Source organism: Acinetobacter sp. VT 511 (assembly GCF_001077515.1).
GTDB lineage: Bacteria > Pseudomonadota > Gammaproteobacteria > Pseudomonadales > Moraxellaceae > Acinetobacter > Acinetobacter schindleri.
This window is the reverse complement of record NZ_LFRE01000068.1, coordinates 14,406-40,926: the sequence shown is the minus strand read 5'-3', so window position 1 is coordinate 40,926 and position 26,521 is coordinate 14,406. Positions and strand designations below refer to the sequence as shown.

Annotated in this window: 25 protein-coding genes; 9 read left to right on the top strand and 16 right to left on the bottom strand. The window is 43.3% G+C overall.

Annotated features, from left to right (window positions below; all coding sequences use genetic code 11):
* Positions 1 to 30: 30 nt before the first annotated feature.
* The 5 genes from gspM to ACS72_RS10365 form a co-directional block, all read right to left on the bottom strand.
* A complete protein-coding gene (gene gspM / locus ACS72_RS10385) occupies positions 31 to 510 on the bottom strand; it encodes a type II secretion system protein GspM (RefSeq protein WP_048882064.1) in 480 nt (159 codons plus the stop codon).
* Complete coding sequence (gene gspL / locus ACS72_RS10380) at positions 510 to 1,649, bottom strand: type II secretion system protein GspL (protein ID WP_048882063.1); 1,140 nt, start codon at positions 1,647 to 1,649, stop codon at positions 510 to 512. The genes gspM and gspL overlap by 1 nt, the downstream gene beginning before the upstream one ends.
* Before the next feature lie 29 nt (positions 1,650 to 1,678).
* Entirely contained in the window at positions 1,679 to 2,134 is a 456-nt protein-coding gene (locus ACS72_RS10375) for a phosphoglycerate mutase family protein (RefSeq protein ID WP_004894181.1), read from the bottom strand.
* 78 nt (positions 2,135 to 2,212) lie between these two features.
* Positions 2,213 to 3,286 carry an NAD(P)H-dependent glycerol-3-phosphate dehydrogenase gene (locus ACS72_RS10370; RefSeq protein ID WP_048882062.1) on the bottom strand — a complete coding sequence of 358 codons (1,074 nt, stop codon included), beginning with the start codon at positions 3,284 to 3,286 and terminating at the stop codon, positions 2,213 to 2,215.
* Between the two features lie 28 nt (positions 3,287 to 3,314).
* Complete coding sequence (locus tag ACS72_RS10365) at positions 3,315 to 3,896, bottom strand: nitroreductase family protein (protein WP_048882061.1); 582 nt, start codon at positions 3,894 to 3,896, stop codon at positions 3,315 to 3,317.
* A 259-nt stretch (positions 3,897 to 4,155) separates the two neighbouring features.
* On the opposite strand from ACS72_RS10365, the gene ACS72_RS10360 reads away from it, so the two are divergent.
* Entirely contained in the window at positions 4,156 to 4,536 is a 381-nt protein-coding gene (locus ACS72_RS10360) for a hypothetical protein (RefSeq protein WP_004812322.1), read from the top strand.
* A 57-nt stretch (positions 4,537 to 4,593) separates the two neighbouring features.
* On the opposite strand, the gene rhlB is transcribed toward ACS72_RS10360, so the two are convergent.
* Both rhlB and ACS72_RS10350 read right to left on the bottom strand, forming a co-directional pair.
* Complete coding sequence (gene rhlB, locus ACS72_RS10355) at positions 4,594 to 5,745, bottom strand: ATP-dependent RNA helicase RhlB (RefSeq protein ID WP_048882060.1); 1,152 nt, start codon at positions 5,743 to 5,745, stop codon at positions 4,594 to 4,596.
* 98 nt (positions 5,746 to 5,843) lie between these two features.
* Positions 5,844 to 6,059 (bottom strand): cold-shock protein, encoded by a 216-nt coding sequence (locus ACS72_RS10350; RefSeq protein WP_004280099.1) that lies wholly within the window; start codon positions 6,057 to 6,059, stop codon positions 5,844 to 5,846.
* Between the two features lie 383 nt (positions 6,060 to 6,442).
* On the opposite strand from ACS72_RS10350, the gene ACS72_RS10345 reads away from it, so the two are divergent.
* From ACS72_RS10345 to ACS72_RS10325, 5 genes are all read left to right on the top strand, one after another.
* The gene (locus ACS72_RS10345) at positions 6,443 to 6,676 is read left to right on the top strand and encodes a sulfurtransferase TusA family protein (RefSeq protein WP_184104865.1); all 234 of its coding nucleotides are present in this window, start codon (positions 6,443 to 6,445) and stop codon (positions 6,674 to 6,676) included.
* Between the two features lie 141 nt (positions 6,677 to 6,817).
* Positions 6,818 to 7,687 (top strand): RNA polymerase sigma factor RpoH, encoded by an 870-nt coding sequence (gene rpoH / locus ACS72_RS10340; RefSeq protein WP_004894167.1) that lies wholly within the window; start codon positions 6,818 to 6,820, stop codon positions 7,685 to 7,687.
* A 118-nt stretch (positions 7,688 to 7,805) separates the two neighbouring features.
* Positions 7,806 to 8,171 carry a DUF423 domain-containing protein gene (locus ACS72_RS10335; RefSeq protein WP_048882059.1) on the top strand — a complete coding sequence of 122 codons (366 nt, stop codon included), beginning with the start codon at positions 7,806 to 7,808 and terminating at the stop codon, positions 8,169 to 8,171.
* 28 nt (positions 8,172 to 8,199) lie between these two features.
* Entirely contained in the window at positions 8,200 to 8,397 is a 198-nt protein-coding gene (gene thiS / locus ACS72_RS10330) for a sulfur carrier protein ThiS (protein WP_048882058.1), read from the top strand.
* 14 nt (positions 8,398 to 8,411) lie between these two features.
* A complete protein-coding gene (locus tag ACS72_RS10325; RefSeq protein WP_048882057.1) occupies positions 8,412 to 9,194 on the top strand; it encodes a thiazole synthase in 783 nt (260 codons plus the stop codon).
* A 72-nt stretch (positions 9,195 to 9,266) separates the two neighbouring features.
* Here the strand turns inward: ACS72_RS10325 and ACS72_RS10320 are convergent, their stop codons facing one another.
* Positions 9,267 to 9,878 carry a glutathione binding-like protein gene (locus ACS72_RS10320; RefSeq protein ID WP_004812313.1) on the bottom strand — a complete coding sequence of 204 codons (612 nt, stop codon included), beginning with the start codon at positions 9,876 to 9,878 and terminating at the stop codon, positions 9,267 to 9,269.
* Between the two features lie 218 nt (positions 9,879 to 10,096).
* Between ACS72_RS10320 and ACS72_RS10315 the strand changes: the two genes are divergently transcribed.
* Both ACS72_RS10315 and trmB read left to right on the top strand, forming a co-directional pair.
* Positions 10,097 to 11,542: a SulP family inorganic anion transporter gene (locus tag ACS72_RS10315; RefSeq protein ID WP_004812312.1), complete on the top strand. Its 1,446-nt coding sequence runs from the start codon at positions 10,097 to 10,099 to the stop codon at positions 11,540 to 11,542.
* A gap of 158 nt (positions 11,543 to 11,700) precedes the next feature.
* Entirely contained in the window at positions 11,701 to 12,417 is a 717-nt protein-coding gene (gene trmB / locus ACS72_RS10310; RefSeq protein WP_048882056.1) for a tRNA (guanosine(46)-N7)-methyltransferase TrmB, read from the top strand.
* Between the two features lie 166 nt (positions 12,418 to 12,583).
* On the opposite strand, the gene ACS72_RS10305 is transcribed toward trmB, so the two are convergent.
* The 7 genes from ACS72_RS10305 to ACS72_RS10275 form a co-directional block, all read right to left on the bottom strand.
* Positions 12,584 to 14,011: a coniferyl aldehyde dehydrogenase gene (locus tag ACS72_RS10305; RefSeq protein WP_048882055.1), complete on the bottom strand. Its 1,428-nt coding sequence runs from the start codon at positions 14,009 to 14,011 to the stop codon at positions 12,584 to 12,586.
* Positions 14,012 to 14,053: 42 nt separating this feature from the next.
* Positions 14,054 to 15,667: a GMC family oxidoreductase gene (locus tag ACS72_RS10300; protein ID WP_048882054.1), complete on the bottom strand. Its 1,614-nt coding sequence runs from the start codon at positions 15,665 to 15,667 to the stop codon at positions 14,054 to 14,056.
* A gap of 137 nt (positions 15,668 to 15,804) precedes the next feature.
* Positions 15,805 to 16,584, bottom strand: coding sequence for a Rossmann-like and DUF2520 domain-containing protein (locus tag ACS72_RS10295; RefSeq protein ID WP_048882053.1), 780 nt, complete (start codon positions 16,582 to 16,584; stop codon positions 15,805 to 15,807).
* A gap of 126 nt (positions 16,585 to 16,710) precedes the next feature.
* Complete coding sequence (locus ACS72_RS10290) at positions 16,711 to 18,204, bottom strand: OmpA family protein (RefSeq protein ID WP_048882052.1); 1,494 nt, start codon at positions 18,202 to 18,204, stop codon at positions 16,711 to 16,713.
* A 184-nt stretch (positions 18,205 to 18,388) separates the two neighbouring features.
* Positions 18,389 to 19,627, bottom strand: coding sequence for a dihydroorotase (locus tag ACS72_RS10285; protein WP_008306557.1), 1,239 nt, complete (start codon positions 19,625 to 19,627; stop codon positions 18,389 to 18,391).
* A 10-nt stretch (positions 19,628 to 19,637) separates the two neighbouring features.
* Entirely contained in the window at positions 19,638 to 20,654 is a 1,017-nt protein-coding gene (locus tag ACS72_RS10280; RefSeq protein WP_004812299.1) for an aspartate carbamoyltransferase catalytic subunit, read from the bottom strand.
* A gap of 222 nt (positions 20,655 to 20,876) precedes the next feature.
* The gene (locus tag ACS72_RS10275; protein WP_008306560.1) at positions 20,877 to 21,203 is read right to left on the bottom strand and encodes a hypothetical protein; all 327 of its coding nucleotides are present in this window, start codon (positions 21,201 to 21,203) and stop codon (positions 20,877 to 20,879) included.
* A 249-nt stretch (positions 21,204 to 21,452) separates the two neighbouring features.
* Between ACS72_RS10275 and rlmKL the strand changes: the two genes are divergently transcribed.
* Positions 21,453 to 23,657, top strand: coding sequence for a bifunctional 23S rRNA (guanine(2069)-N(7))-methyltransferase RlmK/23S rRNA (guanine(2445)-N(2))-methyltransferase RlmL (rlmKL, locus tag ACS72_RS10270; RefSeq protein ID WP_048882051.1), 2,205 nt, complete (start codon positions 21,453 to 21,455; stop codon positions 23,655 to 23,657).
* A 150-nt stretch (positions 23,658 to 23,807) separates the two neighbouring features.
* Here the strand turns inward: rlmKL and clpB are convergent, their stop codons facing one another.
* Complete coding sequence (clpB, locus tag ACS72_RS10265; protein WP_048882050.1) at positions 23,808 to 26,387, bottom strand: ATP-dependent chaperone ClpB; 2,580 nt, start codon at positions 26,385 to 26,387, stop codon at positions 23,808 to 23,810.
* Positions 26,388 to 26,521 lie beyond the last annotated feature (134 nt).

Here is a 26,521-nt window from a genome sequence, read left to right as displayed (position 1 = left end):
CCATGCTTTGCAAATCTTTATTTTTACCGTTTATAGGACAGTCGCTGTTAATTTAATCTGTCCGGCATCACTGATAAGTTCCATTTTTTCAACAGTTAAGCCACTCTGGGCCAGCTGGGTCAGAAAATTAGCCAGTACAGAATAATTTTCATGACTGACATTGAGTAAAATTTTACCTTCCTGCTGCTGGGATGAAACCGACAACCCCTGCTGCTGGGCAGCACGCTGCACTTTTTCTGAGGCATCTAATTGCAGATCGTCTGCTGGCTTCATGGTCGCTGCATTACTCTGCATCCATACTAAAGTATCTTTTAAGGTATTCAGGCGCTTTTGCTGGGTATCCGCAGCTCTGTGCATATAAAATAGTGCCGAACCGACTGCAGCCACGATGACAAAAATCGTGGTAAAGATCACCATATAGCGTTCACGAGTACTCAGGCTATCCAGATAATCTGTAATGCGTTCAATGCGCCGGTCCAGCCGGATTTGAATATTGTCGAGCATTTTCATTATTGTATTCTCACCGATCCGATCGCACCTGCACCATTGGCCTGTACATTACCCAGTTCAACTTTAAAACCCTGCTGTGTCAGCTGACGGGTCAAAGTGCTTAATGCATCAGAAGAGTTCGCCTGCAGATCCATATTCAGACTTGAAGTATCATAACTGACCCGCTGCGCAATAATCTGGTTTTGCATTAATACCGGCCCCACCCGACTAATCAGATCAAAAGCCTGAGTATTCGCCACCTGACTTAAACGCATCTGCCCTTCAAACTGGCTTTTGATATTCTGCTCGTTTACAGGATAGTTCTGACCAAACCAGTATTTGAACTGATCAATTGCTTGAGAAGCAGTCTGATTGGCAATCTTTTTATATTGATACCAGCGCACAGCATCATAACTAAACTGCAGCACCAGAATACCCAAAAACACAGCAGCACAGGCTTTCCAGTAACCGGAAACTGGCGTATCTGCCTTGGCTTTAGGCAAGACATTAAAAGGATGCTGTTTGGCTTTTTTCAGCTGGGGAAGGCTGTACTGAAACGACTCAACCTGATCATGGGTAACAACAGCTTCCAGACTACGCAGCTGAGCGTCATTCAGGTTACTCACCTTGTAATTTACATCTTTAGGCTGATAATCCAGATAAAGACTCAGGTCATCCACCGAATAACCCACATATTCCGATTCGCGAACCAGTAGTCGCCCAGCAAGTTCCGCCAATACACGTTGATTTTCTTCTGGAACAGGCAGGACCAGAAAATCTGGCAATAATGCCGTGACCTTGACCGGAAGAAGGTTCAATACATGCTGCATGGTTTCTACAGTTGAATTGGAAATTCCCAATACACTGAGCTGATCGGGCGGCTGAAAATGATGAAGCACCTTCATCGCATCAACTGGTAGAATGACATATTCCTCCAGCAGATACTTGATTGCCTCCTGCCCCATTTTCTTATATTGGACTTTGGACATGCTCTGCTGCAAAATCTGCACATGACGACTCGGGAAAAAGACCGTTGCCTCTACCCCATGTTGCCCCTGGATTTCCTGAATCAGTTGCTCAAGTGTATCTGCACTTTTCCAGAATTCCCCATCTGACCATTGCCAAACCCCATTGGCTTCTGGCATCCATAAATACAACATCGATTGTGTTCTGCCGTTTTAATAGTTTTTTATACTGTTGGAATAAAGCTTTTTAACTGTGTCGATAAACCTGCTGCAATTACTGCCTGATCATAAATGCGAGCTTCTGACAAATGAAAAGGATGGAAAGACTCCGCTGTCAGAATGGAAGCAATATGTGCCACCACATTCATATGGCAAACCACGACAATTGATTCATACGGTAACTGAGACAACCACTCCACAGCCACTTTGGCATCATCATCCGGCTTAATGGCATTACAGATCACCACCGGTACATCTTTATAGAAAGCCTGCAAATGTGCCAGAGTTTCCTGAGCACGAAGCAACGGACTCACTACAAAGACTTCAGGTTTAACTATGTCTTTCAGGTATTGAGCAGTCTGTTCTGCCTGTAGATGTCCACGTTCGGTCAAAGGGCGCTTGGTGTCGTTACCATTTACCGGTGGAGCTGCTTCGCCATGACGTACGAGTGTCAGTTGCATACATTTCCCTATTCGTTCATTCAAGCTGCTGATCAAGTCATAATATGAGACTGATCATACAGTTCCATCACTTATAAATCAGACTTGATGATGTGGCAAGACAAATTCCACATCACTGCGATGACCATTTTTCATTAAAGACACTGCAATACTCATCGGCGGTGCACCTTCAAAGATCACAGCATACAAGGCACAGGTAATTGGCATGTATACATCCAGTTCTTCTGAACGTGCTTTTACCTGTACAATAGTATTAATCCCTTCCGCCGTCTGACCCAGTTCAGTAGTTGCCTGTTCCAGAGTTTTACCTTTACCCAGCGCATAACCAACCTGATAGTTTCGGCTTAACGGACTATTACAGGTAGCGAATAAATCACCTACACCCGACAGCCCCAGGAAGGTTAATGGATTCGCACCAAGCTTCACCGCAAAACGGCTCATTTCTGCCAAGGCACGGGTCAGAATCATACTCTTGGTATTTTCACCGACGTTATAGGCGGCTGCCATACCCATTGCGACTGCATAGATATTTTTCAGCGCACCACCAAGCTCTACACCATGTACATCATCGCTGGCAAAGACACGGAATAAAGCACTGTGCAAAGCTTGCTGTACTGCATAACGCACCAGTTCAGAATCACTTGCAATCACAGTCCCTGCTGGCTGGCCCGCCACAATTTCCTTCGCCAGGTTCGGGCCTGAAAGGACCCCATAAGGCACTTCAGGTAATTCTTCCCTGATGATATCACTCATAAAACTAAAGGTTTTCGCTTCAATACCTTTGGTCAGTGAAATCACGGCCTGAGAGCTAATAAAAGGCCTAATCTGCTTCAGCACATCACGGAAAGAATGGCTTGGAATTGCCACCAGAATAATGTCACGATCACGTACTGCTTTTTCTAAGTCTGAAACTGCCAATAATGCAGGCTCAAGCTGAAAATCTGGCAGATAACGCTTGTTCATATGCGTGGCATTAATATCCGCAGCCGTGGTTTCATCACGAATCCAGATCATGGTGTCACAGCCATTGCGTACTGCAGTATTTGCCATTGCTGTACCAAAACTGCCACCACCCAACACTGTAATTCGCAACGCAGTCTTACGATCAATTTCTACAGGTTCAACCAGATCTGAAAATTTTAATTCTGACATGTGTTTGTAATATCCTTATCTAGCCAAATTAATGTGATGGATTCCACTGGCTGACAAATGCTTCTGTATGGATTTCTGCACGTGGCGCAATAGTTTTTGCCGCCGTTCCAATATAAATGATGCCTGAAACCAGATCATCACCTGAAATTCCTAAAGCCTGTTTAAAGTATAACGATTCTACTACAGCACCACTACGCCACATGGTCGAAAAACCTTGAGCTTGCAGGGACAATAAGAAATTCTGAATTGCGGCACCAGAGCTCAAAATCTGCTCAAAATGCGGCACCTTGGGATGATCTTTTAAACGGGTCAAAGCCAGAACCAGTAAAGGTGCACGGAAAGGATGATGTTTTACCCGCTCAATCTGAGCAGCTTCAGTTTGACCCAGATCGATTAATGCCTGAGACAATAACTCACCAAAAGCTTCACGCTTATCATCTGGAATAACTACAAATTCAGTAGGTTTTAAACGGTGGTGATCTGGCGCAGTCAGCGCAGCCTGAAAGGCCATTTCCAGCTGTTCAGCATTGGGTGCCGGGGCAATCAGCTGACCAATAGATTGACGTTGATGAATATTCTGATGAACGATTTCGATCGTTGATTCGGTCATTGCCTTGTATTTCTATACTTAAAAACTGTATTCAAGATTAGCATATTCATCTTGGGATTCTCTATATCCTTCATTTTTATTCTTCGTGCTCAAATATATTTAGCTCACTGTTTTCGTTTCTGACAAAAATCATTAAACAGCATTTATGATAATGACATGGCTAATACTGAAAATTTCCAAACTTATACATGCTGTACAAATTCTAAAGATTATTATGTGATTAATTATACGATTATCTGATCTTGACGGGTTTTTAGACATGACAAAAATATTAACAATGGGTGCAGCTATTGCCACTGCACTCGCTCTGACTGCGTGTAGTACTAATCCAACCAACACAACTGCAATCCGCAAAGAAAATAATCAATTTGAAGTCACCGGATTAGGTAAGACCCAAGTCATTGCCAAAAATAATGCCGTGAACGCCGCCTCTAAAACTTGTGGTTCACGATCAACAGCTATTATTGTAGATGAACAGTCCACCTATGATGGCGCACTAAAAGGCGTGGTAGATGAGCAGACTGGGCAGATTATTCAGGCTGCTGCCACAGTACTTGGTAATATTGCAGGTACAGGCAATAGCATTAATTCAGATGATGATTACCAAACTACCCTGACTTTCCGTTGCCAGTCTAACTAAAGCATTTTTAGCTAGATAAAAAACCGCTCAATGAGCGGTTTTTTTACGAACTGGAAATTAGCAATAGCCTTCCAGGCGGGTCAATGGTAATTTTTGACCAATCGCTTTTTCAATTTCTGGAAGATAGAACGCATCGTCTTCCGACAGGAAACTGATACTGACACCACGAGTCCCGGCCCGTCCAGTGCGACCAATACGGTGTACATAGTCATCAGATTGTTCTGGCAGGGTAAAGTTCACTACATGCGATACACCATCCACATGAATACCACGACCTGCTACATCAGTTGCGATCATGATATTGTGTTTTCCATTTTTAAACTGGTCCAGCATTTTTAAGCGCTTGTCTTGGGCAATTTCACCAGACAGCATCACCACTTTATAGTTGTCACGTTTCAGATGATCATAGAGTTTACGCACCTGATCACGACGGTTGGCAAAAATCATGACCTTCTCAATCGGTTCATCACGTAAAATGTCTTGTAGCAGTTTATATTTATCTGCCTTGGCAACCATATATACACGTTGTTCAACGTCCGCATTGGTTTTCTTTTCTGGCTCAATTTCAACCGTTACGGGTTCAAATAACCACTGTTGTGCCAGATTCAAAACGTCATAGCTAAAAGTTGCCGAGAACATCAAAGTTTGGCGTTGTTCCTTGCGTGGCGAGAAACGTACGATACGTTTCACTGAAGGGATAAAGCCCATATCCAGCAGACGGTCTGCTTCATCAATCACCAGGAATTCAATCTGGTCTAACCAGACTTCTTTTTGTTCAACAAAGTCAATCAAGCGACCTGGAGTAGCAACCATGATGTCCACAGGTGCCTTATCGAGCTGTGCTTTTTGCTTGTCAAAATCCACACCACCAAGCAGCGTCACGACACTCAGGTCACTAAACTTGGTCAGCTCATGCGCGTCACTTTCGATTTGTAGTGCAAGTTCACGAGTCGGTGCCAGAATCAGTGCACGTGGCTCACCACGGTAACGCTGTTCCTGAACAGGATTATTCAATAGATCATTGATGATACTCACCAGGAAGGCCGCTGTTTTGCCTGTACCCGTTTGCGCACGACCAATTGCATCGTGACCTGCCAATGTGAATTTTAAAACCTTCTCCTGAATAGGCGTCATAGAAGAAAAGCCTAAAGCATCAATCGCTTGTTTTAGATTAGGATGTAAATTTAAGGTTTCAAAACCAGATGACATAAAGCGGTGCTCTAAATAGATAATCACTAAGATATAGACAGTATAAACAAAAAACGCCCCAATTTATATTGGGGCGTTTTATTAGCTTAATCCGAAGATTAGTCTAATGGTTGAACTTCTTCAGCCTGGAAGCCTTTTTGGCCTTTTACAACACTGAATTCAACACGTTGGCCATCACGAAGTGAACGGTGACCGTCACCTTGGATTGCACGGAAATGAACGAATACGTCATCACCACCATTACGTTGAATAAAGCCGAAGCCTTTAGTATCGTTAAACCACTTAACTACGCCTTGTTCGCGAGCAGCTGTCATAAGTTAATCCTCATTGTACCGAAAAGAAGGACCACCCGGTGTTGCAAACAGCAGAGCAAACAAGTTTGAAAATATTATTTTTAAGCTTGTAATCATTCTGTAAAACTATTAACAAAATCCCGGTTACATCCATTTATTTGCAGGACGAAAAACAATTAATTTGTTTATCTAAAATCCCACTAACTGATCGAGCTTAACATGGGTTTATAACAATTAATAGCCTTTTTTTAGGTTTGTTCTAATTGATTTCGCTATTTTTTTCAGAAATTTGCATAAGGTTTTTTTAATTATTATTTCGTTTATATTTTTTTAAAAAAGTTGGGATTTGGCATCCTATTTGCTAATATTTAGACCCCTTCTAAAGTCAAATGAATATTACGGAAATGATTGACAACGCAGATCAGATTCGCACCGTCGATGCCATGGGTAAACCATGCCCTATGCCGTTATTGATGTTAAAGCGTGCCCTGAAAAGCCATCCCGGCGAAACCTTTCTGCTGAAATCATCAGATCCACACAGCCAGATTGATGTTTCGCGTTACTGTGAGTTAAATCAGCTGAAATATGATATGCAACGAATTTCCGACGTGGAGTTTCACTACATAATTGAATCTTAAAAATTTTCAATTAAACTATTTATCTCCACATTTGTATAAAAGTTTACATATCTCTACCCAAATATCCATCATTTGACTGGAGATTGGATTAACATAAATCTTAGATTTGGGAATGATCCCGTTATTCCTCAAGGAGAACACATGAGTGACAGCAGCAATCAATTGATGCCCCTGTCATTATCGGCGCCAGGTGTCAATCTCGGTGCTTATATTAGTACTGTCAATCAGATTCCTATTTTAACTGCCGAACAAGAAAAAGAGTTGGCAGACCGATATTTCTATGACCAAGATCTGGATGCAGCAAAAATGCTGGTGATGTCTCACCTGCGTTTTGTAGTCCATATTGCACGTAGTTATGCAGGTTATGGCCTGCCTCAAGGTGACCTGATTCAGGAAGGTAACCTTGGCTTAATGAAAGCGGTTAAACGCTTTGACCCGAATATGGGTGTTCGTCTTGTTTCCTTTGCCGTGCACTGGATTAAGGCTGAAATCCACGAATATGTAATCCGTAACTGGCGTATTGTCAAAATTGCGACAACTAAAGCTCAGCGCAAACTGTTCTTTAACCTGCGTAGTCTGAAAAAGTCATCTAAAAAGTTGACATTAGATGAGGCTCGATCAATTGCCAATGACCTGAATGTGACCCCCGAACAGGTTCTGGAAATGGAAGGGCGACTGACTGCCTATGATGCAGCATTTGAAGCTTCAGGTGATGATGACGATGAAGGTTCAGGTCATGTCGCTCCAGCGCTGTATCTGGAAGATAACCGTTATGATCCGGCACGTCTGATTGAAAATGAAGACTATGAAGAACAAAGTACAGCCGCCCTGCACGATGCCATGGAACAACTAGATGACCGTTCACGTAACATCTTGCAGCGTCGCTGGCTGGATGATGAAAAATCTACCCTGCATGAGCTTGCCGCAGAATATAACGTTTCTGCCGAACGTATTCGTCAGCTGGAAAAGAATGCCATGGAAAAAATTAAAGTTGCGATGTCTTCCAACTAGATTTCATGTCCTGTATAAAGCCTTCAGATGTGAAGGCTTTTTTGTCTTTTAATACGGTGTTTCAGCCCGTACTTTTATGCTAAGGTTAAGCGCAAAATTTACAGGAAGATCAGTTCAGATGTGGATTGCAATTTCAGCGATTAACCTGGCCCTTGCAGTAATGCTGGGTGCTTTTGGTGCGCATGGCTTGAAAGCACGTGCAACTGAAGCACAGCTTGGCTGGTGGCAGACTGCAACCGATTACTTTTTCTATCATGCGTTGGGCTTGTTGCTATTAGGCATCATGGCAAAAGTGATTCCACAGTTGCCGATTAAACCAAGTTTCATTTTGATTCAATTGGGCATTTTACTGTTCAGTGGTTCACTTTATATTATGGCACTTGGTTTACCGCGTGGTTTAGGTGCAATTACCCCAATCGGAGGCGCACTGATGATTGCAGGCTGGCTGATCCTGGCCTGGAATGCTTTTAAATACATCAAGTAAGAACTGATCACATTCAGAGGGTGCCAAAATGAACATCTATATCAATGGCGAACAACAACAGACTGACTGCACCACCTTAATGGAACTGGTTCAGCACCTTGCGCTTGAAGGTAAGCGCTATGCCGTTGAAGTCAATGAAATGATCGTTCCCAAAAGTAGACTGGCAGCAACGCCAATCTATGAGGCAGACAAAATCGAAATCATTCACGCTGTCGGTGGCGGCTAAGGTTCAGAAATACTATGCAAGATTTACTTCAAATTGGCTCACGCCAGTTCCAGTCACGTCTGTTGGTTGGTACAGGAAAATATAAAGACTTACAGGAAACAGATCAGGCGATTCAGGCTAGTGGTGCTGAAATTGTTACGGTTGCAATCCGTCGCGTGAATATCGGCCAGCATCCAGACCAGCCGAATCTGCTATCCGTAGTTCCACCCGAAAAATATACCATTCTGCCCAACACCGCTGGCTGTTTTGATGCTAACAGTGCTATACGTACCTGTATGCTGGCACGTGAACTGCTGGATGGTCATAACCTGGTAAAACTGGAAGTTCTGGGTGATGAAAAAACCTTATATCCAAATATCACTGAAACTTTAAAAGCAGCACGCACCCTGATTGATGATGGTTTTGAAATTATGGTGTATACGTCAGATGATCCAATCGTGGCGCAGGAACTGGAAAGCATGGGTTGTGTTGCGATCATGCCTTTGGGAAGTTTGATCGGCTCAGGTCTGGGAGTTCTGAATCCTCATACCATTTCTATCATTAAGGAAAATGCCAAAGTGCCTGTACTGGTCGATGCTGGTGTCGGCATAGCCAGTGATGCAGCAATTGCGATGGAACTCGGTTGTGATGGCGTGTTGATGAATACAGCCATTGCAGCAGCACAGAATCCAGTCTTAATGGCATCTGCCATGCGTAAAGCAGTAGAAGCTGGTCGTGAAGCATTCTTAGCGGGTCGCATGCCACGTAAGCGTATGGCCAATGCCAGCTCGCCTGAGACAGGTTATTTCTTTAAATAAATTCGTTGATAAGAAAATTAAGTGCAAAAATAAAGGACTCAATCGAGTCCTTTATTGATTTGCTGCGGTGTATTAAGGAATCAATCCTTCATCACGCATAGCAATCTGTACTGACTGACGCTCTGCGACCTTATTACGAATGTGAATGATATTTTTATAAGGTGTCAAATCGTGTTCGATATGATTTGACCAGTTAGTAAGTACAAACAGATAAGCATCTGCTGGTCCAAAGTTATCATCCACCAGGTAATCATTGTCTGATTCACCAATGGCTTTATCAATGTAACTTAATAAGCGGTCAATTTCTGCATACGCCTTTTTCTTGGCTTCCTCATCCATTGGCGCACCAAAGAACACTGCATAAGCATCATGTAATTCTGAGTTTAGGTAACCTAACCATTCTAGGACTTTGGCACGTCCCATACCTGATGGAGGAATTAAATCTTGTTTTGGATCGTGTTGTGCCAGAAATGGAAGAATCGCAACGTTCTCAGTCAGAATCAGGCCCGGGTTAATTTCCAGTGCTGGAACATAGCCTTTTGGATTGATCTCGTAATAATCTGTGCCTTTCTCAGTTTTATGTGTTTTTAAATCAACACGTTCCAAATCAAAATCAACATTAATTTCATTTAAAATAATATGTGCTGCCAACGAGCATGCACCAGGTGCATAGTAAAGCTTCATTTCTGATCCTTGTTATCTACTTCTCAATGTTTTAAATCGCTTCTAACAAACTTTCAAGTGATCAAACCTGTAAATTGCAAAAAAGCGTAACTGCCGCCAAAAGACATTTACTTCTTCAATATTGAGTATATTCCAGACATTTTCAAGTCATTCTTGTGTGGATTTTTATACCAGGACGATTAAGATACGCTGGGTGAAAAGTAAAATGATGAAATTCTGTGATAAGTCTGAAAAAAGAAGAATGGTTTTCCAATATCCGCACTGATGTTCTGGCTGGCCTGGTGGTCGGATTAGCTCTCATTCCAGAATCGATTGCGTTTTCTGCCATTGCTGGCGTCGACCCCCAAGTCGGTCTGTACGCATCTTTCTGTATCGCGGTATCTATTGCCTTCTTCGGTGGTCGCCCAGCAATGATCTCGGCAGCAACTGGTGCGATGGCGCTCCTTATGATTACTTTGGTCAAGGAGCATGGTCTGCAATACTTACTGGCTGCCACTGTATTAACCGGGATTATTCAGGTAATTGCCGGTTCATTTAAAGTTGCCAAATTGATGCGCTTTGTTTCGCAATCAGTGGTCTATGGCTTCTTAAATGCCTTGGCGATTCTGATTTTTGTTGCGCAAATCCCGGAAATGCAAAAAATGGATGTGACCGGTTATCTGTTTGTTGCGATCGGTTTGGCAATTATCTATTTATTTCCTTATCTTCCGAAAATTGGTAAAGCCATCCCTTCTCCACTGATCTGTATTATCGTCCTCAGCGGACTGGCTCTTTTCCTCGGATCAGATATGCGTACCGTGAGTGACTTAGGGCATTTTCCAGATACCTTACCAGTTTTCTTGATTCCAGAAATTCCGCTGAATTTTGAAACATTGCAGATTATTTTTCCTTATTCAGCGACTTTGGCCACTGTCGGTTTACTTGAGACCATGATGACCACCACTGTAGTCGATGAAGTCACCGATTCTGAAAGTGACCGCCATCAGGAATGCCGTGGTCAGGGTATGGCCAATATCGTCAGCGGTTTTATGGGTGGAATGGCCGGTTGTGCCATGATTGGACAGTCGATTATCAATGTCTCTTCTGGTGCACGTACCCGTCTGTCTACGCTTGTGGCAGGCATCTTCTTACTTTGCCTGGTGGTATTTCTGAAAGATTGGTTGGCTTATATTCCGATGGCAGCACTGGTAGCCATTATGATCATGGTATCATTTACCACCTTCCAGTGGGGTGCTATCCAGCAGTTTAATAAGCATCCGCTTGCTTTTAATGTGGTGATGATTACTGTTGTGCTGGTAGTTTTGGTGACCCATAACCTGGCATTAGGCGTGTTAATCGGCGTGGTATTGTCTGCCCTGTTCTTTATCAACAAACTGGAAAATACGGTTCACGTATATACTCATTTGCTAGATGAACGTTCTCGTCGTTATGTGATTTCCGGGCAGATCTTTTTTAGCAGTTCAGACCGCTTCTATCAGTTCTTTGACTTTAAGGAAAACCTGGCAGTTGTTGAACTGGATCTGACCCATGCCCATATTTGGGATGTCACTTCTGTGAATATGTTCAATAACGTCGTACAGAAATTTAAAGCCCAAGGAATTGATGTTCAGGTGACTGGACTGAATGAAGCCAGCAGTACTTTGGTCGACCGTTATCAAACCTGATCACCATTCATATGATTTAAAAGGGCCAATTGGTCCTTTTATTTTTCTGAGGAATAAGCTCAATGCCAGTTTTTAGTAGTGAATTCCTGAGAAAAGTTTGACTTGCTCCGCTCAGGACTTAAAATACCGCATTCTGAATTTTTAGATTTGCCAAAGTTATGTCGAACGATCAATTAGACCAGCAAGTCGTGGAGCTGGACAATTTAAGCGAGCACCGTGAAATTGTGACGTTTATGCGCCGCTCAGCGCCATTAAATACCTCTCAACGTACTGCGCTTGAACAATATGGTCACTTAATTTTGGAATATCCAGCGGGTGATTTGCGCCAGCATTTTGAGCACCCTGAACGTCCATTGACTGTAGAAATCGGTTTCGGTATGGGTCGTTCACTGGTATTGATGGCCAAAGCCAATCCTGAACGTAATTTTGTCGGTATTGAAGTGCACGTACCCGGCATCGCACAATGTGTATATGAAGCAGGTATGGAAGGCTTAACCAACTTGCGTGTCCTGGATGCCGATGCAATTCAAGTCCTGCATGAAATGCCGGATAACAGTATCAACACGGTGCAATTGTACTTCCCTGATCCATGGCAGAAAAAACGTCACTTCAAACGCCGTTTCGTATCACACGACCGCATGCCATTGGTTGAACAAAAGTTAGAGCTCGGCGGTACATTCCACGCTGCGACTGACTGGGAACCGTATGCTGAATGGATGCTGGAAGTGCTTGAAGAGCGTCCACGTTTGGAAAATCTGGCAGGTAAAGGCAACAGTTATCCTCGTCCTGACTGGCGTCCTCAAACCAAATTCGAGCGTCGTGGTATTGAAGCCGGTCACAAGATTAATGACTTTATCTTTAAGAAAATCTCTTAATCCAAGATGAATCCCCAAAAAGCGCTGATGATTCAGCGCTTTTTTTATAAAAAGAATTTATCTTTGAATTAATGAATGATGGCGATCAGAATACCTGAAATCAATTTTAGAAAGAAAAATAGATGTTCATCTTTATACCTGGCAATTTTCCTAGGTATCACTCACTTTAACGCAAGAAGATACGATAAATCAGTTTCAGAATCGAACTGCTATACGGTGGATAAATCAGCTTCATCAAACTGAATTTTGGACGGCTAAATACCGACTTGGCATGACTAAAGGTCTTAAAGCCTTCATGTCCGTGATAATGCCCCATTCCAGATGGGCCAATCCCGCCAAAGGGCATATCCTCCATACCAGCCGTCATTAAAGTTTCATTAAGACAGACCCCGCCACTGTGTGTCGTATGCAGGACTTTTTGTTGCTCAGCTTTGTTATAACCAAAGTAATACAGTGCCAATGGCCGGTCATGCTGGTTGATGTAGTTAATTACTTCATCCATCTGCTCATAGCCAATGACGGGCAGAAGTGGACCAAAGATTTCATTCTGCATGATCAGCATATCGTCATGAACATTGGTCAGGACCAGGTGCGGCAAACGGCGCCCATCTACCCCCTGTTCGATCTGATGCAACTGTGCACCTTTGGCCTGAGCATCCTCAATATATTGCTGTAATCGAGCAAGCTGCCGGTCATTGATGATGGTTGTATAATCCGGATTGCTTAAAATACTATTTGGATAAAATTGTCGAATAGCATCGAAGTAAGCTTCAATAAAAGCTTGGATTTGTGACTGATGCACAAATGCATAATCTGGTGCTACACAGGTCTGCCCGGCATTCATGGTTTTGCCAAAAGCTAGACGGCGTGCGCTTTCCTGTAAATCTGCATCCTTCGCAACGATAACAGGTGACTTACCACCAAGCTCCAGTGTGACTGGGGTCAGATTCTCCGCCGCCGCATACATCACATGACGTGCAATTGAAGTCGCGCCAGTAAAGAGCAAATGATCAAATGGCAAAGTAGTAAATTGCTGTGCGACTTGTGCATCCCCCGTAACTACAGCAATCTGGTCAGCTGTGAAATAACGGGCAATCAGCTGTTGAAACAGACTGGAAAATTCCGGGGTATATTCACTCATTTTCAGCATGACCCGGTTACCCGCAGCCAAGGCCTGGCCCAAAGGACCTATGGCGAGGAAAAGCGGATAATTCCACGGCACCACGATACCGACCACGCCTACCGGCTGATACATCACATAACCCGTGGCTGGCTGAAACAGAATACCAACCTGACGTTTACTCGGCTTCATCCATTTTTTCAGATGTTTCAAGCTGTGTTTCAGTCCATTCAAACTGGTCAGCACTTCAAACAGCTTGGTTTCGTCAAGACTCCGGTTCGAGAAATCCCGACTAATAGCGGCAGCCATCTCATGCTGATGCTCCACCACCATTTGGTATAGTGTTTTAAGTTGCTGTTGACGCTGCTCATAGTCTGGATATGCTGCTTGCAAACATGTCTGGCGCTGCTGCTGGAAAATATCCTGCATGTATTTGGTAATATCTAGGTTTGCACCTTGTTCCCATGACGTCATATACGGTCCCTATTTATTCTGTAAAAAGAAATTCTCATATTTTTAAGCAACTTTCGATGTTTGTTGTCTTGCCCGGATCAGATCCACAGCTTTTTCTGCAATCATAATTGTTGGTGCATTGGTATTGCCATTCACGACCGATGGCATGACTGAAGCATCAATCACCCGCAGATTTTGAATGCCATAGACACATAATTCAGGATCGACTACAGACATATCATCAACGCCCATCTTGCAACTACCAACTGGGTGATACACCGTATCTACCCAATTGCGCAGGATTTCCCGAATATCCTCATCATTTTTTACATGCGCAGTAAATAAATCCTGCTTATACAGACTGGAAAGCGATGGTGACTGCATCAATTTTTGCGTCAGTTTAAAACCTTGCACCAGATCATCCAAATCGCGTTCATCGTTCAAGAAATTTGGATCAATCAATAGCGGATCATGAATGTTTGGCCCGCTCAGTTTAATTGAACCACGGCTGCGTGGATTTAATAAACAGACATGACAGGAAATGCCGTGGCTTCTACGGAATTTACGTGCATGATCATCCACTAATGCCACCACGAAATGCAGTTGCAGATTGGGAATTTTCAGTGCTGGCGAGCTTTTAATGAATCCTCCACATTCAGCAAAATTAGACGCAATCATGCCACGGCGTTCACTGCGATATCGCCTAATCTGCTTAAACATATCCAGTGAACCTGACATGGATATCCCGAAAGTTCCGGCAAATTCTTTGACGTTATAGCCGAAAATAAAATCGGGGTGATCATGAAAATTCTTTCCAACCCCTGGCAAGTGGTGCTTGAGCTCGATACCGTGTTGTTTCAGTTCTTCAGCATCACCAATTCCGGATAGCATCAATAGGTGTGGAGATTGCATGGCACCTGCCGAGAGCAAGACTTCCTGTCGCGCTCGTAACGTTTTTAATTGACCCGCATGTTGCACCTGCACCCCAACTGCCGCTTTTTGTTCGATTATAATTTTATGCGTGGTGGCTTTAGTCCATATGGTCAAATTCGGACGACTCAAATGTGGAAACAGATAAGCTCGAGCTGCGCTACAGCGCTCACCATTATCATGAGTTACCTGGTAAACCCCTAAGCCTTCCTGCTCTGCACCATTAAAATCATCCAGCACTGGATAGCCTTGCTCACGTGCTGCCTGTAAATATCGCTCATGGAAAATACTGTCTGTTTGCACATCGGATACATGTAAAGGGCCTGCATTACCATGATATTCATTCTGAATGCGATGGTTATTCTCAGATCGGATGAAATATGGCAGTACTTCATCATAAGACCAGCCGGTACAGCCTTGTGCTGCCCAATCATCATAATCGGCACGATTGCCACGGATATAAATCATGGCATTAATTGCTGAGGAACCCCCCAGACATTTACCACGTGGCTGATAACCTTTACGTCCATTCAATCCTTTTTGTGGAACGGTTTCAAAAGCCCAGTTGTTAATTTTGGTCGGCAAACTCATGACACAGGCTGCGGGAATATTTACTGTCCAGGCATTGCCCTGCCCACCTGCTTCCAAAAGACAGACAGAAATATTGGGATCTTCACTGAGACGGCTGGCCAGTACGTATCCTGCGCTCCCTCCACCAATAATGATGTAGTTAAATTCCTGTTGCATTGTTATTGTTCCATTTTCATTATTATCTTCTCAACTTAAGATATTTTCTGAAAATAGAACAATTGATATTCAGAATTAAACTCGATGCTTGATCGAGAAATCTGCATGCAATTCAGTTACCTATATATTTTTTAGGTTCAGGAAGCTTGATGGCGTTGCAGGATCTGCTGACTCATCAAGGCATATACTTCTGCCAGATCACTACGTTGTGACTGTTCCAGCATGGATTGATGCATATTCAGAATATTCTCATCTCCTCGCATGGCGGGACCTGTCTGCATCTGGCGTGGATCATTCTGTGTCGCTTTATTTGCTGTTTCCAGAATTAATGGATAAAGCAGACTAAAATCCACTTGCTGTGCATCGACTACCTGTTTGGCCATGTCATAACAATAGTTACTAAAATTACATGCAAAGACTGCAGCTAAATGCAGACTTAGGCGTTGCTCTGAACTATACGAATAGACTCTACCGCTTAGGCTATTTGCTAAATTTTGAAGGATATTTTGGTCTTCGCGATCATGTGCTTCGATAAATAAAGGTGTATTTTCCCAGTTAATCTCACGTTCCAGACTAAAGGTTTGTAATGGATAGAATACACCAGCACGTACATGGATTTGTTTCAGCACATCTAAATGAGTACTGCCGGAAGTATGTACGATCAGGTTATTCGGTAAATATGGATGAATCTGTTCAATAACCATGGCAATTGACTGGTCACTAACCGCAATAATGACCAGATCCACACGATTATCCAGTTGCTCAGGCTTTTCAATTACCTGTGCCTGGAATTGATCTGCCAGTTGTTGTGCCTTTTCCAAGGTCCGGCTATAGATCTGCACAATCTCATGCTGTACTGACAATACACAGGCAAGATGATAAGCCACTCGCCCTGCCCCGATGATAGTAATCCGCATTTACTCATATTCCTGAACAATTGCGCACAGCATGCCAATAAAAAAAGGACGAAGCAATTCGTCCTTTTCATTTTGATCAATCTAGTTAAATAGGCTATTTAAATAAACCGTTCTTTAGTCTTGAATTTACACCTTCTGTTTTACACCTTGGTCATCGACCGCACGTACAGTCCCAGTGTTGGTATTCATGACTTCAAAGGCAATACGACGGTTTTTATAACGGTCTACATCTTTAGCATTTGATGCATTGGGTTGAGCTGGCCCCATGCCTATCGCATTCAACTGGGCAGGATCGACCCCCTGTTTCACCAGATAGTTAACAATCGCCTGAGCACGCTGTAAAGAAAGTTGTTTATTTAGTTCTGCATCGCCTTGAGCATCTGTGTGACCAATCACTCGTAAATGAACTTGTGGCGCACGTTTCATTAAAGCTGCTGTCTGATCCAGAATCGACTGATTTATGGTCGGGATTTCAGTTGAACCTGGAGCAAAGTTGATTGCTTGCAGATTTAAAGCTGTCGCAACATCTAAAGCTTGGATTTGTTCTATCGGCATACTTGCCAAGACTTTTTCAGCTTCATTGCTCGGCGTATTAATCGCCTTTGCAGTACTAATAGGTTTTTGGGTAATGACCGTCATATTTTTTGCCAGCTGGCGAATTTCACCTGCGATACGTTCAGCATCGGCTGAATTCCCGGCTTGTACAGAAACCTGTTTTCCTTCCCAATGCAAGCTGACATTTGGCACACCCTGCATAGCTTTTAATACAGATGGAATCGTATCCTGATCGGTGAATTCAGAATGGTAATTATCATTATTTTCTGAACCGCAACCGATATTATAATTAAAAATCTGTTTGATCTCGTTTTGTAGAATTTCCATATACTGAGGATCATTAATCTGTACCTGACAGCTAGTAATCTGCCCCTCACTTCCAGTACTTAATTTTAGAAATGCAGTTTCAGTTGCGACTGCTTTAGATGCATTCTGCATATCCCGGATATCATCCGGATCATCATCACGTGTACAGCCTCGGAAGAAGAACATAATTAAAGCAGCCACAATAATAAAGGCAATGATCGGAATTAAAAAACGTGATCTTCTTTCTTTTTGAATCGCCGGTTCAACAGGTTCAGGATCAATTCCCGGTACGGGCGTTGGATGATGGCCAACCAGTGGCGATGCACCTATAGCAAGTAACAGCTGTGATGCCCAGGTCGGCAACGCTTTTTGAATTGAATCATTATTGGTTTCAATTACATAATTAATTGCATCAGGATTAGATGCATCAGCTTCTGTTTTTAGATACTCAATAGTTGGTTTAATCGAACGGTTTAAGGTCTGTTCAAGCTGCTCTTGTGGCACGCTATCGGACAGGCTGGCCAGATGCTCGAGCAGACGTTGTTTGATTTCAGGTTTTTCTGTGAACAATTCACTGATCTTTGGATTTAATTGCTGACTGAGAGTTTCTGCCTGTTCCGGATGCACACGCAATATGCTCAGGAAAATAGGATAAAATTGAGCCAGCGCCTGCTCTTTGGTAGCAACATATTCTGTTTCGCCTTGCAGCACCGTCGGAGTAACATGATATTTTAATCGTTGAATCAGGTCGTCATTCATAAAGTCACCATTCTTTTGATTTTTTAATGATTAATATTTATTCAGTTTAAAACCCGATCTTTTTAGAAAATGTAAATAGTTGTATGAAAATCATAACATTTCAATAGTGCTAGTTAATGATATGTTTACCAAAATAAAAAAAGCCAGCCGAAGCTGACTTTAATAAAAACAATCAGGAAATGATTTATGCTGGCACAAAGCTTTGTAAAACTTTTCCTTTAACCTTTTGATTGATCAATGGTGTATTTTTACCTTGTGACACAATGCTCTCTTTCGTCAAAGTCCATTCCATTTCAGGATCAAGCAGCACCCAACCTGCCTCATTCATCCAGCGCTCTTGCATTTTAGCGACCTTGGCAGGTGCAATCGTCACTTTCTCTACCCATTCCAATGGACTAAACAGACCTTCTTTGATCAGTTGCAAGCCAAATGGAAGGAAGGTATCAAATGCAGTAAAGCCAGGCTGAGTTTCTGCAAACGGCGCCATTTTTGCAGAGCTGCTGAGTGGTTCGTGATGGGTACAGATCGCATCAATCACTCCAGATTTCACGCCTTGACGCAGTAACTCTTTATCTGATTCAGAACGTAATGGTGGACGAACATGAGCCAGTGAGTTGAAGCCGTCAATCAGTGCATCAGTTAAATGTAACTGATGCATCGCCACATCACATGTTACTGGGAGACCTTTTTCTTTGGCAATGCGGATCAGCTCAACAGAGGCACCACAAGACAACAAACCAAAGTGTGCATGCACTTTAGTTGCTTCAATCATCAGCAGATATTTAGCAATCGCGACTGTCTCTGCCAGTGCCGGAATCATTGGTAAACCTTGACGTGATGCAATAAAACCCTCATGCACACAGCCGTCTTTGGCAATTTGCGGTTCTTCTGCATAGAACACTACAGTCAGGTTAAGACCTGCTGCATATTCCAGGGTACGAAGCACCACATCATCATTGGCAAACGGCGCGCTGGCATTGGATACAGCACTACAACCACCTTTTTTCAGACCCGCCATATTTGCGGGCTGTTGTCCATTTAAACCTTGTGTCTGCGCACCAATCACTTCCAGATAGATGCCGCCATCCAGCATGGCTTTTTCAACCAGACCATGAATCAAGGCACCATTGTCCTGCACGATTGGCTTTGAATCTGGTGGCGTAAACACATGCAGAATACCATTTTCACGTGCTGCCTTGCCTTCAGACTTCAAGGTACCATGCTGTTGCTGACCAGGCTCACGCAAACGCGCGCACAGATCGACCATGGTAGGCATCAGCCATTTACCTTTTCCATCAATAGTTTCTGGAACATTTGCAGTTTCTGCGACACGTTTGCCATTTTGCAGATAAACAGTTTCGACTGAATCAGTGTTTGCAATTGGGTCTAGAACTCGAACATTTTCAATTTTAACAATAGACATGACTTATTCCTTATACCGCAATCGCTTCAATCAAACCTTGTTCCTGGAGCTGGCCCTGCATTGAAAGTGCCAACACCGCCATACGTACTGCAATCCCATTGGTCACCTGATTCAGAATCACTGACTGTGGACCATCTGCAATACTGGAATCAATTTCCACACCACGGTTCATTGGACCCGGGTGCATGACGATGCAATCTGGTTTTGCCATGGCCAGACGTTCTTTGTTTAGACCGTACATTTTGTAGAATTCAGCCTGTGAAGATAGCGCCGGTGAATCAATCCGCTCGTTCTGAATACGTAAGGTAATGATCACATCGCAGTCTTTGATGCCGTCTTCCATATTATTGAACAAACGAACTTCTGGACCGTAATCATCGAAGCCATAAGGAAGTAAAGTATTGGGTGCAATAACACGAATATCTTTACAGCCCAAGGTTTGCAAAGCTGCGACATCCGAACGCGCTACACGTGAGTGCTTGATGTCACCGATAATCGCAATTGAAATATCTTCAAAATTCTTTTTGGTCTCACGGCGAATCGTGAGCATATCTAACATGGCTTGGGTTGGATGGGCATGACGGCCATCCCCCGCATTAATGATAGCCAGATTCGGACAAACATCTTTGGCAATAAAATGCGCTGCACCAGAAGATGAATGACGCACCACGAAAATATCCGCTGCCATTGCTTCAAGGTTCCACAAGGTATCGCGCAGCGTTTCACCTTTAGAGGTACTTGAACGTGCGATATCAATATTAAGAACGTTAGCAGAAAGGCGCTTTGCAGCTGCTTCAAAAGTGGTACGGGTACGGGTAGAGTTTTCGAAGAAGAGGTTCATTACCGTTCGCCCTTCGAGCAAATTATTGGTAATGAGCTGATTTTGGTCATTAAAAAAGGACGCCGCAGTGTCCAGTATTTTTGTAAGAGTTTCTTTAGAAAGACCTTCGATAGTCAAGAAGTGTTTTAGATTGCCTTCTTTATTGAGTTGAATCTGGCTCGGTGTATGCAATGCAGCCAAGTGCATGAGAGATTCCTTATACGTTAAGTCAACGTATTATACAGAGATTCACCTCTGTTCGCACTTGGGAAATCGGCTACTTGTACAAAAACCGACTTGATAATAAAAATTGATTTTGAAATTCCTATGTATTTTTTCAATAAGATAATTTAACCTTTTTCTCAGATTGCTGTTTTTACATGCAAAAACTGAGTGCATCAGTCTGGAGCATCTGCACTCATAACCAGCTTAGCGCAATGCGCCAATATAACGATGGGCAACTTGGGCGCGATGAATATCTTCTTGTGTCGGTTCCACAACAATCAAGTCATCCTGAACATGCTGAGTTGTATCTGTTAGAGATTCATCCTGATCCATAGACAGATCGAAAACCTGTCTTAATTTTTCTACCAGTCGTGATAACTCCTCATCTTGAGTTGCTATAGCCAGCTCAATCACATGCTTTGCATAGTCTTTATTTTCAGACAGATAGATTGCATCAATTACACGACCGGAAACGCGTCTTAAACGCGCATAAATTAAAGTTGCAATTGAAAAGCTATCCCCATTTACCATTTTAAACTCCCAATTATTTTAAAAAATGAGACTGTAACCCCTCCCCAGTGGTTACAGTCTCATTTTGTATAAGGAGCAATTTCCATACCAATTTGATTCACTTATCATGTATTTAATATTTATTTCATTGTAGCGCACTTGTTCAGGTGAAATTTCAAAGCCAATCGAAACAATTTCAAAAGCTTTAAAAGGCAAAATACGGTAAACTGAGCGCAGTTTTTATTTATTCTTTTCCGGTCTCTCTATTTTATGAATACCTCTTCACGTTTAAGCAATTATTGGGTCACCTGTGCCGATGGTCTGGAAACCTTATTAGAAGAAGAAATCAAAGGTTTAGGTGTTCAGGATATTGAACGTTTCCCGGGGCGTCTGACCTTTAAAGGCACACTTGAAAATGCATACCGCATCTGCATGTGGTCGCGTCTGGCTTCACGTGTCCTGATGCCAATCCACACACATGAAATTGAATTCTCCCATGATGCGCGTGATGTGGCTGAAGAGCTTTATGAAGGTGCAATCAGCTTTGACTGGTCACTAATTTTTGCACCACAAAGTACCTTCGCAATTCGTCTGCATGTCGAACGTGATATCAAAGTCAATACCCAATTTGCCACTTTGCGTGCTAAAGATGGTGTCGTGGATTCCTTTATGGAAGCCGTGGGTAAACGTCCAAGTATTGATACCAAACAGCCAGAAATCACTATGTATATTCTGGCTGGTAAAAAAGCTCATACCTACTGCCTGGACCTTTCTGGTGATTCGCTGCATAAACGTGGCTATCGTCGCTTTATGACTGAAGCACCAATCAAGGAAAACCTGGCAGCAGCGATCCTGCAAAAAGGTGGCCTGAAAGACATCAACCCGGATATCGTGGTTGATCCTATGTGTGGTTCAGGTACCTTTATTATTGAATCTTTAATGATTCTGACTGATCGTGCACCAGGCCTGGTACGTCGTTTCGGCTTTAACGGCTGGAATGGTCATGATCATGAATTGTGGATGGGTATTAAAGCCGAAGCTGCTGAACGTCATAAAGCTGCGCTGGAAAATCCATTACCAAAATTTTATGCCTTCGATGCTGACTGGGAAGCGGTAAAAGCCACCAAGCAAAATATCATTGCGGCAGGTTTTGAATCAGCGCTTGACCAGATTATGATCGAAGAACGTACCTTAAATGACTGGCCTGATTTCCAGGCTGAAGGCAAGAAAGTATTCTTCGTGACCAACCCGCCTTATGGTGAGCGTTTAGGTGACAAGGCTTCTAACCGTGCGTTGTACTTAGGTGTGTCTAATCTGCTGCAAAAGAATTTCCCGAATCAGAAAGCAGCAGTGATTGCATCCCAAGTTGAACAGGCAGATGTCTTGGCGTTCAATGATCCGCAAATTCTACGCCTGATGAACGGTAAATTACCGATCTATATCCGTTTCGGTACAGTTAAACCGGCTGCAGTGGTACGTCCATTCCTGGAAAGCTGGCAACCACAGCAATTCGAGCCAATCGAAGGTGCCATGGAATTTGCCAACCGTCTGACCAAGAATATGCAAACTCTGAAAAAATGGGCGGTGAAAGAAAATATTCACTGTCTACGTTTGTATGATGCAGACCTGCCTGACTTTAATGTGGCGGTAGACCTGTATGGCGAGCGTCTACACGTTCAGGAATATGCCCCACCGAAAAAAATTGATCCTGAAAAAGCTAAAAAACGTTTTAACCTGGCTTTGCAGGCGATTCGTGCTGTGACGGGTTTAGGTCGTGATGCGATCTTTATCAAGACCCGTGCCCGTCAGGAAGGCAAAAACCAGTATACCAAACAAAGTACGGCGTCTAAACGTTTTATCGTGCAGGAAGGTCAGGCCAAGATTCTGGTCAACCTGACCGATTATCTGGATACGGGCCTGTTCCTGGATCACCGTCAGATGCGTTTACGCATTGCCCGTGAAGCTAAAGGCAAGCATTTCCTGAATCTGTATAGCTATACCTCTACGGCAAGTTTACATGCAGCACTGGGTGGTGCAGCCAGTACGACGAGCGTGGATTTGTCCAATACCTATTTGAACTGGTCGAAAGAAAACTTCGTCTTGAACGGCCTGACTGTAGATCATGCTGATGAGCAACATCAGTTCTTTGCATCTGACTGTTTCGAATGGCTGAAAGAAGGTCATGAGCAATATGAACTGATCTTTATCGATCCACCAACATTCTCTAACTCGAAGAAATTCTACGGTACTTTTGACGTACAACGTGACCACTTATCTTTGATTAAACGTGCCATGAATCGTTTAACCACTGAAGGTACACTCTACTTCTCAAATAATTATCGTGGCTTTGAAATGGATGCAGAAATCTTGGCATTCTTTGATGTGGAAGAAATCACCCATGAAACCATCGGCCCTGATTTCAAGCGTAATCAGAAAATTCACCGTGCATGGAAAATCACTCATCCAAAAATGTAATTTGATAATGAATTAATTTCTTTCATCAGGCTTTACACCCTCTTTCTTTTTCTCGCAGAGGGAGAAATGAAAAGTAGTGCAATGAAAGAAGTAAATGCCATAAAGAAAAACCCAGCCTAGGCTGGGTTTTTCTTTTCCGATCAGTTTAGATTAGTTGAGCTTCATTTTATCAAAGACCAGTTCACCATTTTCAGCGCTAACCACAATGGTATCGCCCGGATTGAATTTTCCTTCAAGAATGTTTTGCGCCAGACCATTTTCTATACGTTGCTGGATTGCACGTTTCAATGGACGCGCACCATATAGAGGATCAAAGCCTACATCAATTAGCTGATCAAAAGCACTGTCTTCCACGGATAAGCGCAAGTCGCGCTCTGCCAGACGTTGACGTAAACGGTTCAACTGGATATCGGCAATACCACGAATCTGGGCTTTTTCCAGTGAATGGAACACCACAATCTCATCGATACGATTAATAAACTCAGGACGGAAGTGTTCCGACACTGCATTCATCACTACACTACGTACCTCATCTCGGGTCGCACCACCACCCAGTTCACGCACATCACTTGAACCTAGGTTAGAAGTCATCACGATCACGGTATTTTTAAAGTCCACCACACGGCCTTGTGAATCCGTTAAGCGGCCATCATCCAGTACTTGCAGCAAGATATTAAATACATCCGGATGCGCTTTCTCAACTTCATCAAACAGCACCACGCTATAGGGTTTACGACGTACCGCTTCAGTCAGCACACCACCTTCTTCATAGCCAACATAGCCCGGAGGCGCACCAACCAGACGGCTGACAGAATGTTTTTCCATAAATTCCGACATGTCGATACGGATCATTGCATCATCACTGTCAAACAGGAAGTTCGCCAAAGCTTTGGTCAACTCAGTCTTACCCACCCCGGTTGGACCCAAGAATAGGAATGAACCACTTGGACGGTTTGGATCAGACAATCCGGCACGAGAACGACGGACTGCATTCGACACTGCCACGACAGCTTCTTCCTGACCGACGACACGTTTATGCAGGAATTCTTCCATATGTAGCAGTTTGTCACGCTCACCTTGCAGCATTTTTGCCACTGGAATACCAGTTGCAGCACTGACCACTTCAGCAATCTCATTGTCAGTAACTTTGTCACGCAATAGTTTTGGCGCTTCACTTTCTTCAGCTGCTTCAATACGTTCCAGTTGCTTCTGTAACTCAGGAATTACGCCATACTGATAACGTGCCGCTTCTGCCAGATCACCCTCACGCTGCGCTTTTTCTAGCGCAATACGGGCTTGATCTAGTTTCACCTGAATGTCTTTATTGCCCGCAACCAGCGCTTTGTCTGCACGCCAGATTTCTTCCAGCTCGCTATACTCTTTCTCAACTGTAGCAATCTGATCTTCCAGATATTTCACTTCAGACTTGGCACCCGAATCTTCATCTTTTTTCACCGCTTCCAGTTGCATTTTCAGCTGAATTAAACGGCGTTCAAGTTTATCCAAAGCTTCTGGCTTAGAGTCCAGCTCCATTTTGATACGAGATGCTGCTTCATCAATCAGGTCAATCGCTTTGTCTGGCAACTGACGGTCAGTGATGTAACGGTGTGACATTTTAGCCGCAGCGATAATCGCAGAATCCAGAATCTGTACACCATGGTGAGTCGCATAACGGTCTTTCAGACCACGCAAAATTGCAATGGTATCTTCTACACTTGGTTCATCCACCAATACTTTCTGGAAACGACGTTCCAAAGCTGCATCTTTTTCGATGTACTGGCGGTATTCGTCCAGGGTCGTTGCACCCACACAACGCAGCTCACCACGTGCCAATGCTGGTTTCAGCATGTTACCGGCATCCATGGCACCATCGCCCTTACCTGCGCCCACCAGGGTATGCAGCTCGTCGATGAACAGAATAATTTCGCCTTCATGTTTGGCCAGGTCTTTCAGAACAGCTTTTAGACGTTCTTCAAATTCGCCACGGTATTTGGCACCAGCCAGCAATGAACCTAAATCCAGTGACAGAACGCGTTTACCTTTCAGACCTTCTGGAACTTCACCATTCACTATACGCTGTGCCAGACCTTCTACAATCGCAGTTTTACCGACACCAGGCTCACCGATTAGTACCGGGTTATTTTTGGTACGGCGTGACAAGACCTGAATGGTACGGCGAATTTCATCATCACGACCAATCACTGGATCCAGCTTGCCTTGTAATGCGCGTTCAGTCAGGTCAATGGTGTATTTATTTAAAGAGTCACGCTGATCTTCATGATTATTGCTCATGACTTTTTCATTGCCTCGAATTTGATGAATGACTTGTTTTAAGGTCTCGGCTTTAACACCTACTTCACTTAAAAGTGATTTGGTTTTGCCTGTTTCCGCTAATGCTAACAATACCCAGTCAGTAGAAAGGAACTCATCCCCTGCTTTTTGGGCAAAACTATCTGCCAGATGCAGGACTTTCGCTGCTTCAGGACTAAGGTTAATATCACCGGTGGACTGGCTTAAAGTCGGTGCATTACTCAGCGCGGTTTGCAGTTTAGTCTGCAAATCACGTAAGTTCGCACCTGCCTGTTGCAGCAGACTGACATTGGATGACTCATCTAACAAGGTTGCCAGAATGTGAATACCGTCGATAGAAGCATGGTCCTTACCCATTGCCAAGGATTGTGCATCTGAAAGGGTTTGCTGCAGGCGATTTGTAAATTTTTCAAAGCGCATTATTGTTCTTCCTCACAACAAATTTTTAACTTAATTCATATATGGGAGCACGCACATAAATTTCAAATAAATTTATATATATTTTTCAAAAACTTAAAATAAATATCAGGCAGTCTTCAATAATAATATTGGTA

Bases quoted from the DNA above. Each gene is read 5' to 3' on its own strand.
- gspM (WP_048882064.1), bottom strand. From the start codon at position 510: ATGAAAATGCTCGACAATATTCAAATCCGGCTGGACCGGCGCATTGAA.
- gspL (WP_048882063.1), bottom strand. From the start codon at position 1,649: ATGTTGTATTTATGGATGCCAGAAGCCAATGGGGTTTGGCAATGGTCA.
- ACS72_RS10375 (WP_004894181.1), bottom strand. From the start codon at position 2,134: ATGCAACTGACACTCGTACGTCATGGCGAAGCAGCTCCACCGGTAAAT.
- ACS72_RS10370 (WP_048882062.1), bottom strand. From the start codon at position 3,286: ATGTCAGAATTAAAATTTTCAGATCTGGTTGAACCTGTAGAAATTGAT.
- ACS72_RS10365 (WP_048882061.1), bottom strand. From the start codon at position 3,896: ATGACCGAATCAACGATCGAAATCGTTCATCAGAATATTCATCAACGT.
- ACS72_RS10360 (WP_004812322.1), top strand. From the start codon at position 4,156: ATGACAAAAATATTAACAATGGGTGCAGCTATTGCCACTGCACTCGCT.
- rhlB (WP_048882060.1), bottom strand. From the start codon at position 5,745: ATGTCATCTGGTTTTGAAACCTTAAATTTACATCCTAATCTAAAACAA.
- ACS72_RS10350 (WP_004280099.1), bottom strand. From the start codon at position 6,059: ATGACAGCTGCTCGCGAACAAGGCGTAGTTAAGTGGTTTAACGATACT.
- ACS72_RS10345 (WP_184104865.1), top strand. From the start codon at position 6,443: ATGATTGACAACGCAGATCAGATTCGCACCGTCGATGCCATGGGTAAA.
- rpoH (WP_004894167.1), top strand. From the start codon at position 6,818: ATGAGTGACAGCAGCAATCAATTGATGCCCCTGTCATTATCGGCGCCA.
- ACS72_RS10335 (WP_048882059.1), top strand. From the start codon at position 7,806: ATGTGGATTGCAATTTCAGCGATTAACCTGGCCCTTGCAGTAATGCTG.
- thiS (WP_048882058.1), top strand. From the start codon at position 8,200: ATGAACATCTATATCAATGGCGAACAACAACAGACTGACTGCACCACC.
- ACS72_RS10325 (WP_048882057.1), top strand. From the start codon at position 8,412: ATGCAAGATTTACTTCAAATTGGCTCACGCCAGTTCCAGTCACGTCTG.
- ACS72_RS10320 (WP_004812313.1), bottom strand. From the start codon at position 9,878: ATGAAGCTTTACTATGCACCTGGTGCATGCTCGTTGGCAGCACATATT.
- trmB (WP_048882056.1), top strand. From the start codon at position 11,701: ATGTCGAACGATCAATTAGACCAGCAAGTCGTGGAGCTGGACAATTTA.
- ACS72_RS10305 (WP_048882055.1), bottom strand. From the start codon at position 14,011: ATGACGTCATGGGAACAAGGTGCAAACCTAGATATTACCAAATACATG.
- ACS72_RS10300 (WP_048882054.1), bottom strand. From the start codon at position 15,667: ATGCAACAGGAATTTAACTACATCATTATTGGTGGAGGGAGCGCAGGA.
- ACS72_RS10295 (WP_048882053.1), bottom strand. From the start codon at position 16,584: ATGCGGATTACTATCATCGGGGCAGGGCGAGTGGCTTATCATCTTGCC.
- ACS72_RS10290 (WP_048882052.1), bottom strand. From the start codon at position 18,204: ATGAATGACGACCTGATTCAACGATTAAAATATCATGTTACTCCGACG.
- ACS72_RS10285 (WP_008306557.1), bottom strand. From the start codon at position 19,627: ATGTCTATTGTTAAAATTGAAAATGTTCGAGTTCTAGACCCAATTGCA.
- ACS72_RS10280 (WP_004812299.1), bottom strand. From the start codon at position 20,654: ATGCACTTGGCTGCATTGCATACACCGAGCCAGATTCAACTCAATAAA.
- ACS72_RS10275 (WP_008306560.1), bottom strand. From the start codon at position 21,203: ATGGTAAATGGGGATAGCTTTTCAATTGCAACTTTAATTTATGCGCGT.
- rlmKL (WP_048882051.1), top strand. From the start codon at position 21,453: ATGAATACCTCTTCACGTTTAAGCAATTATTGGGTCACCTGTGCCGAT.
- clpB (WP_048882050.1), bottom strand. From the start codon at position 26,387: ATGCGCTTTGAAAAATTTACAAATCGCCTGCAGCAAACCCTTTCAGAT.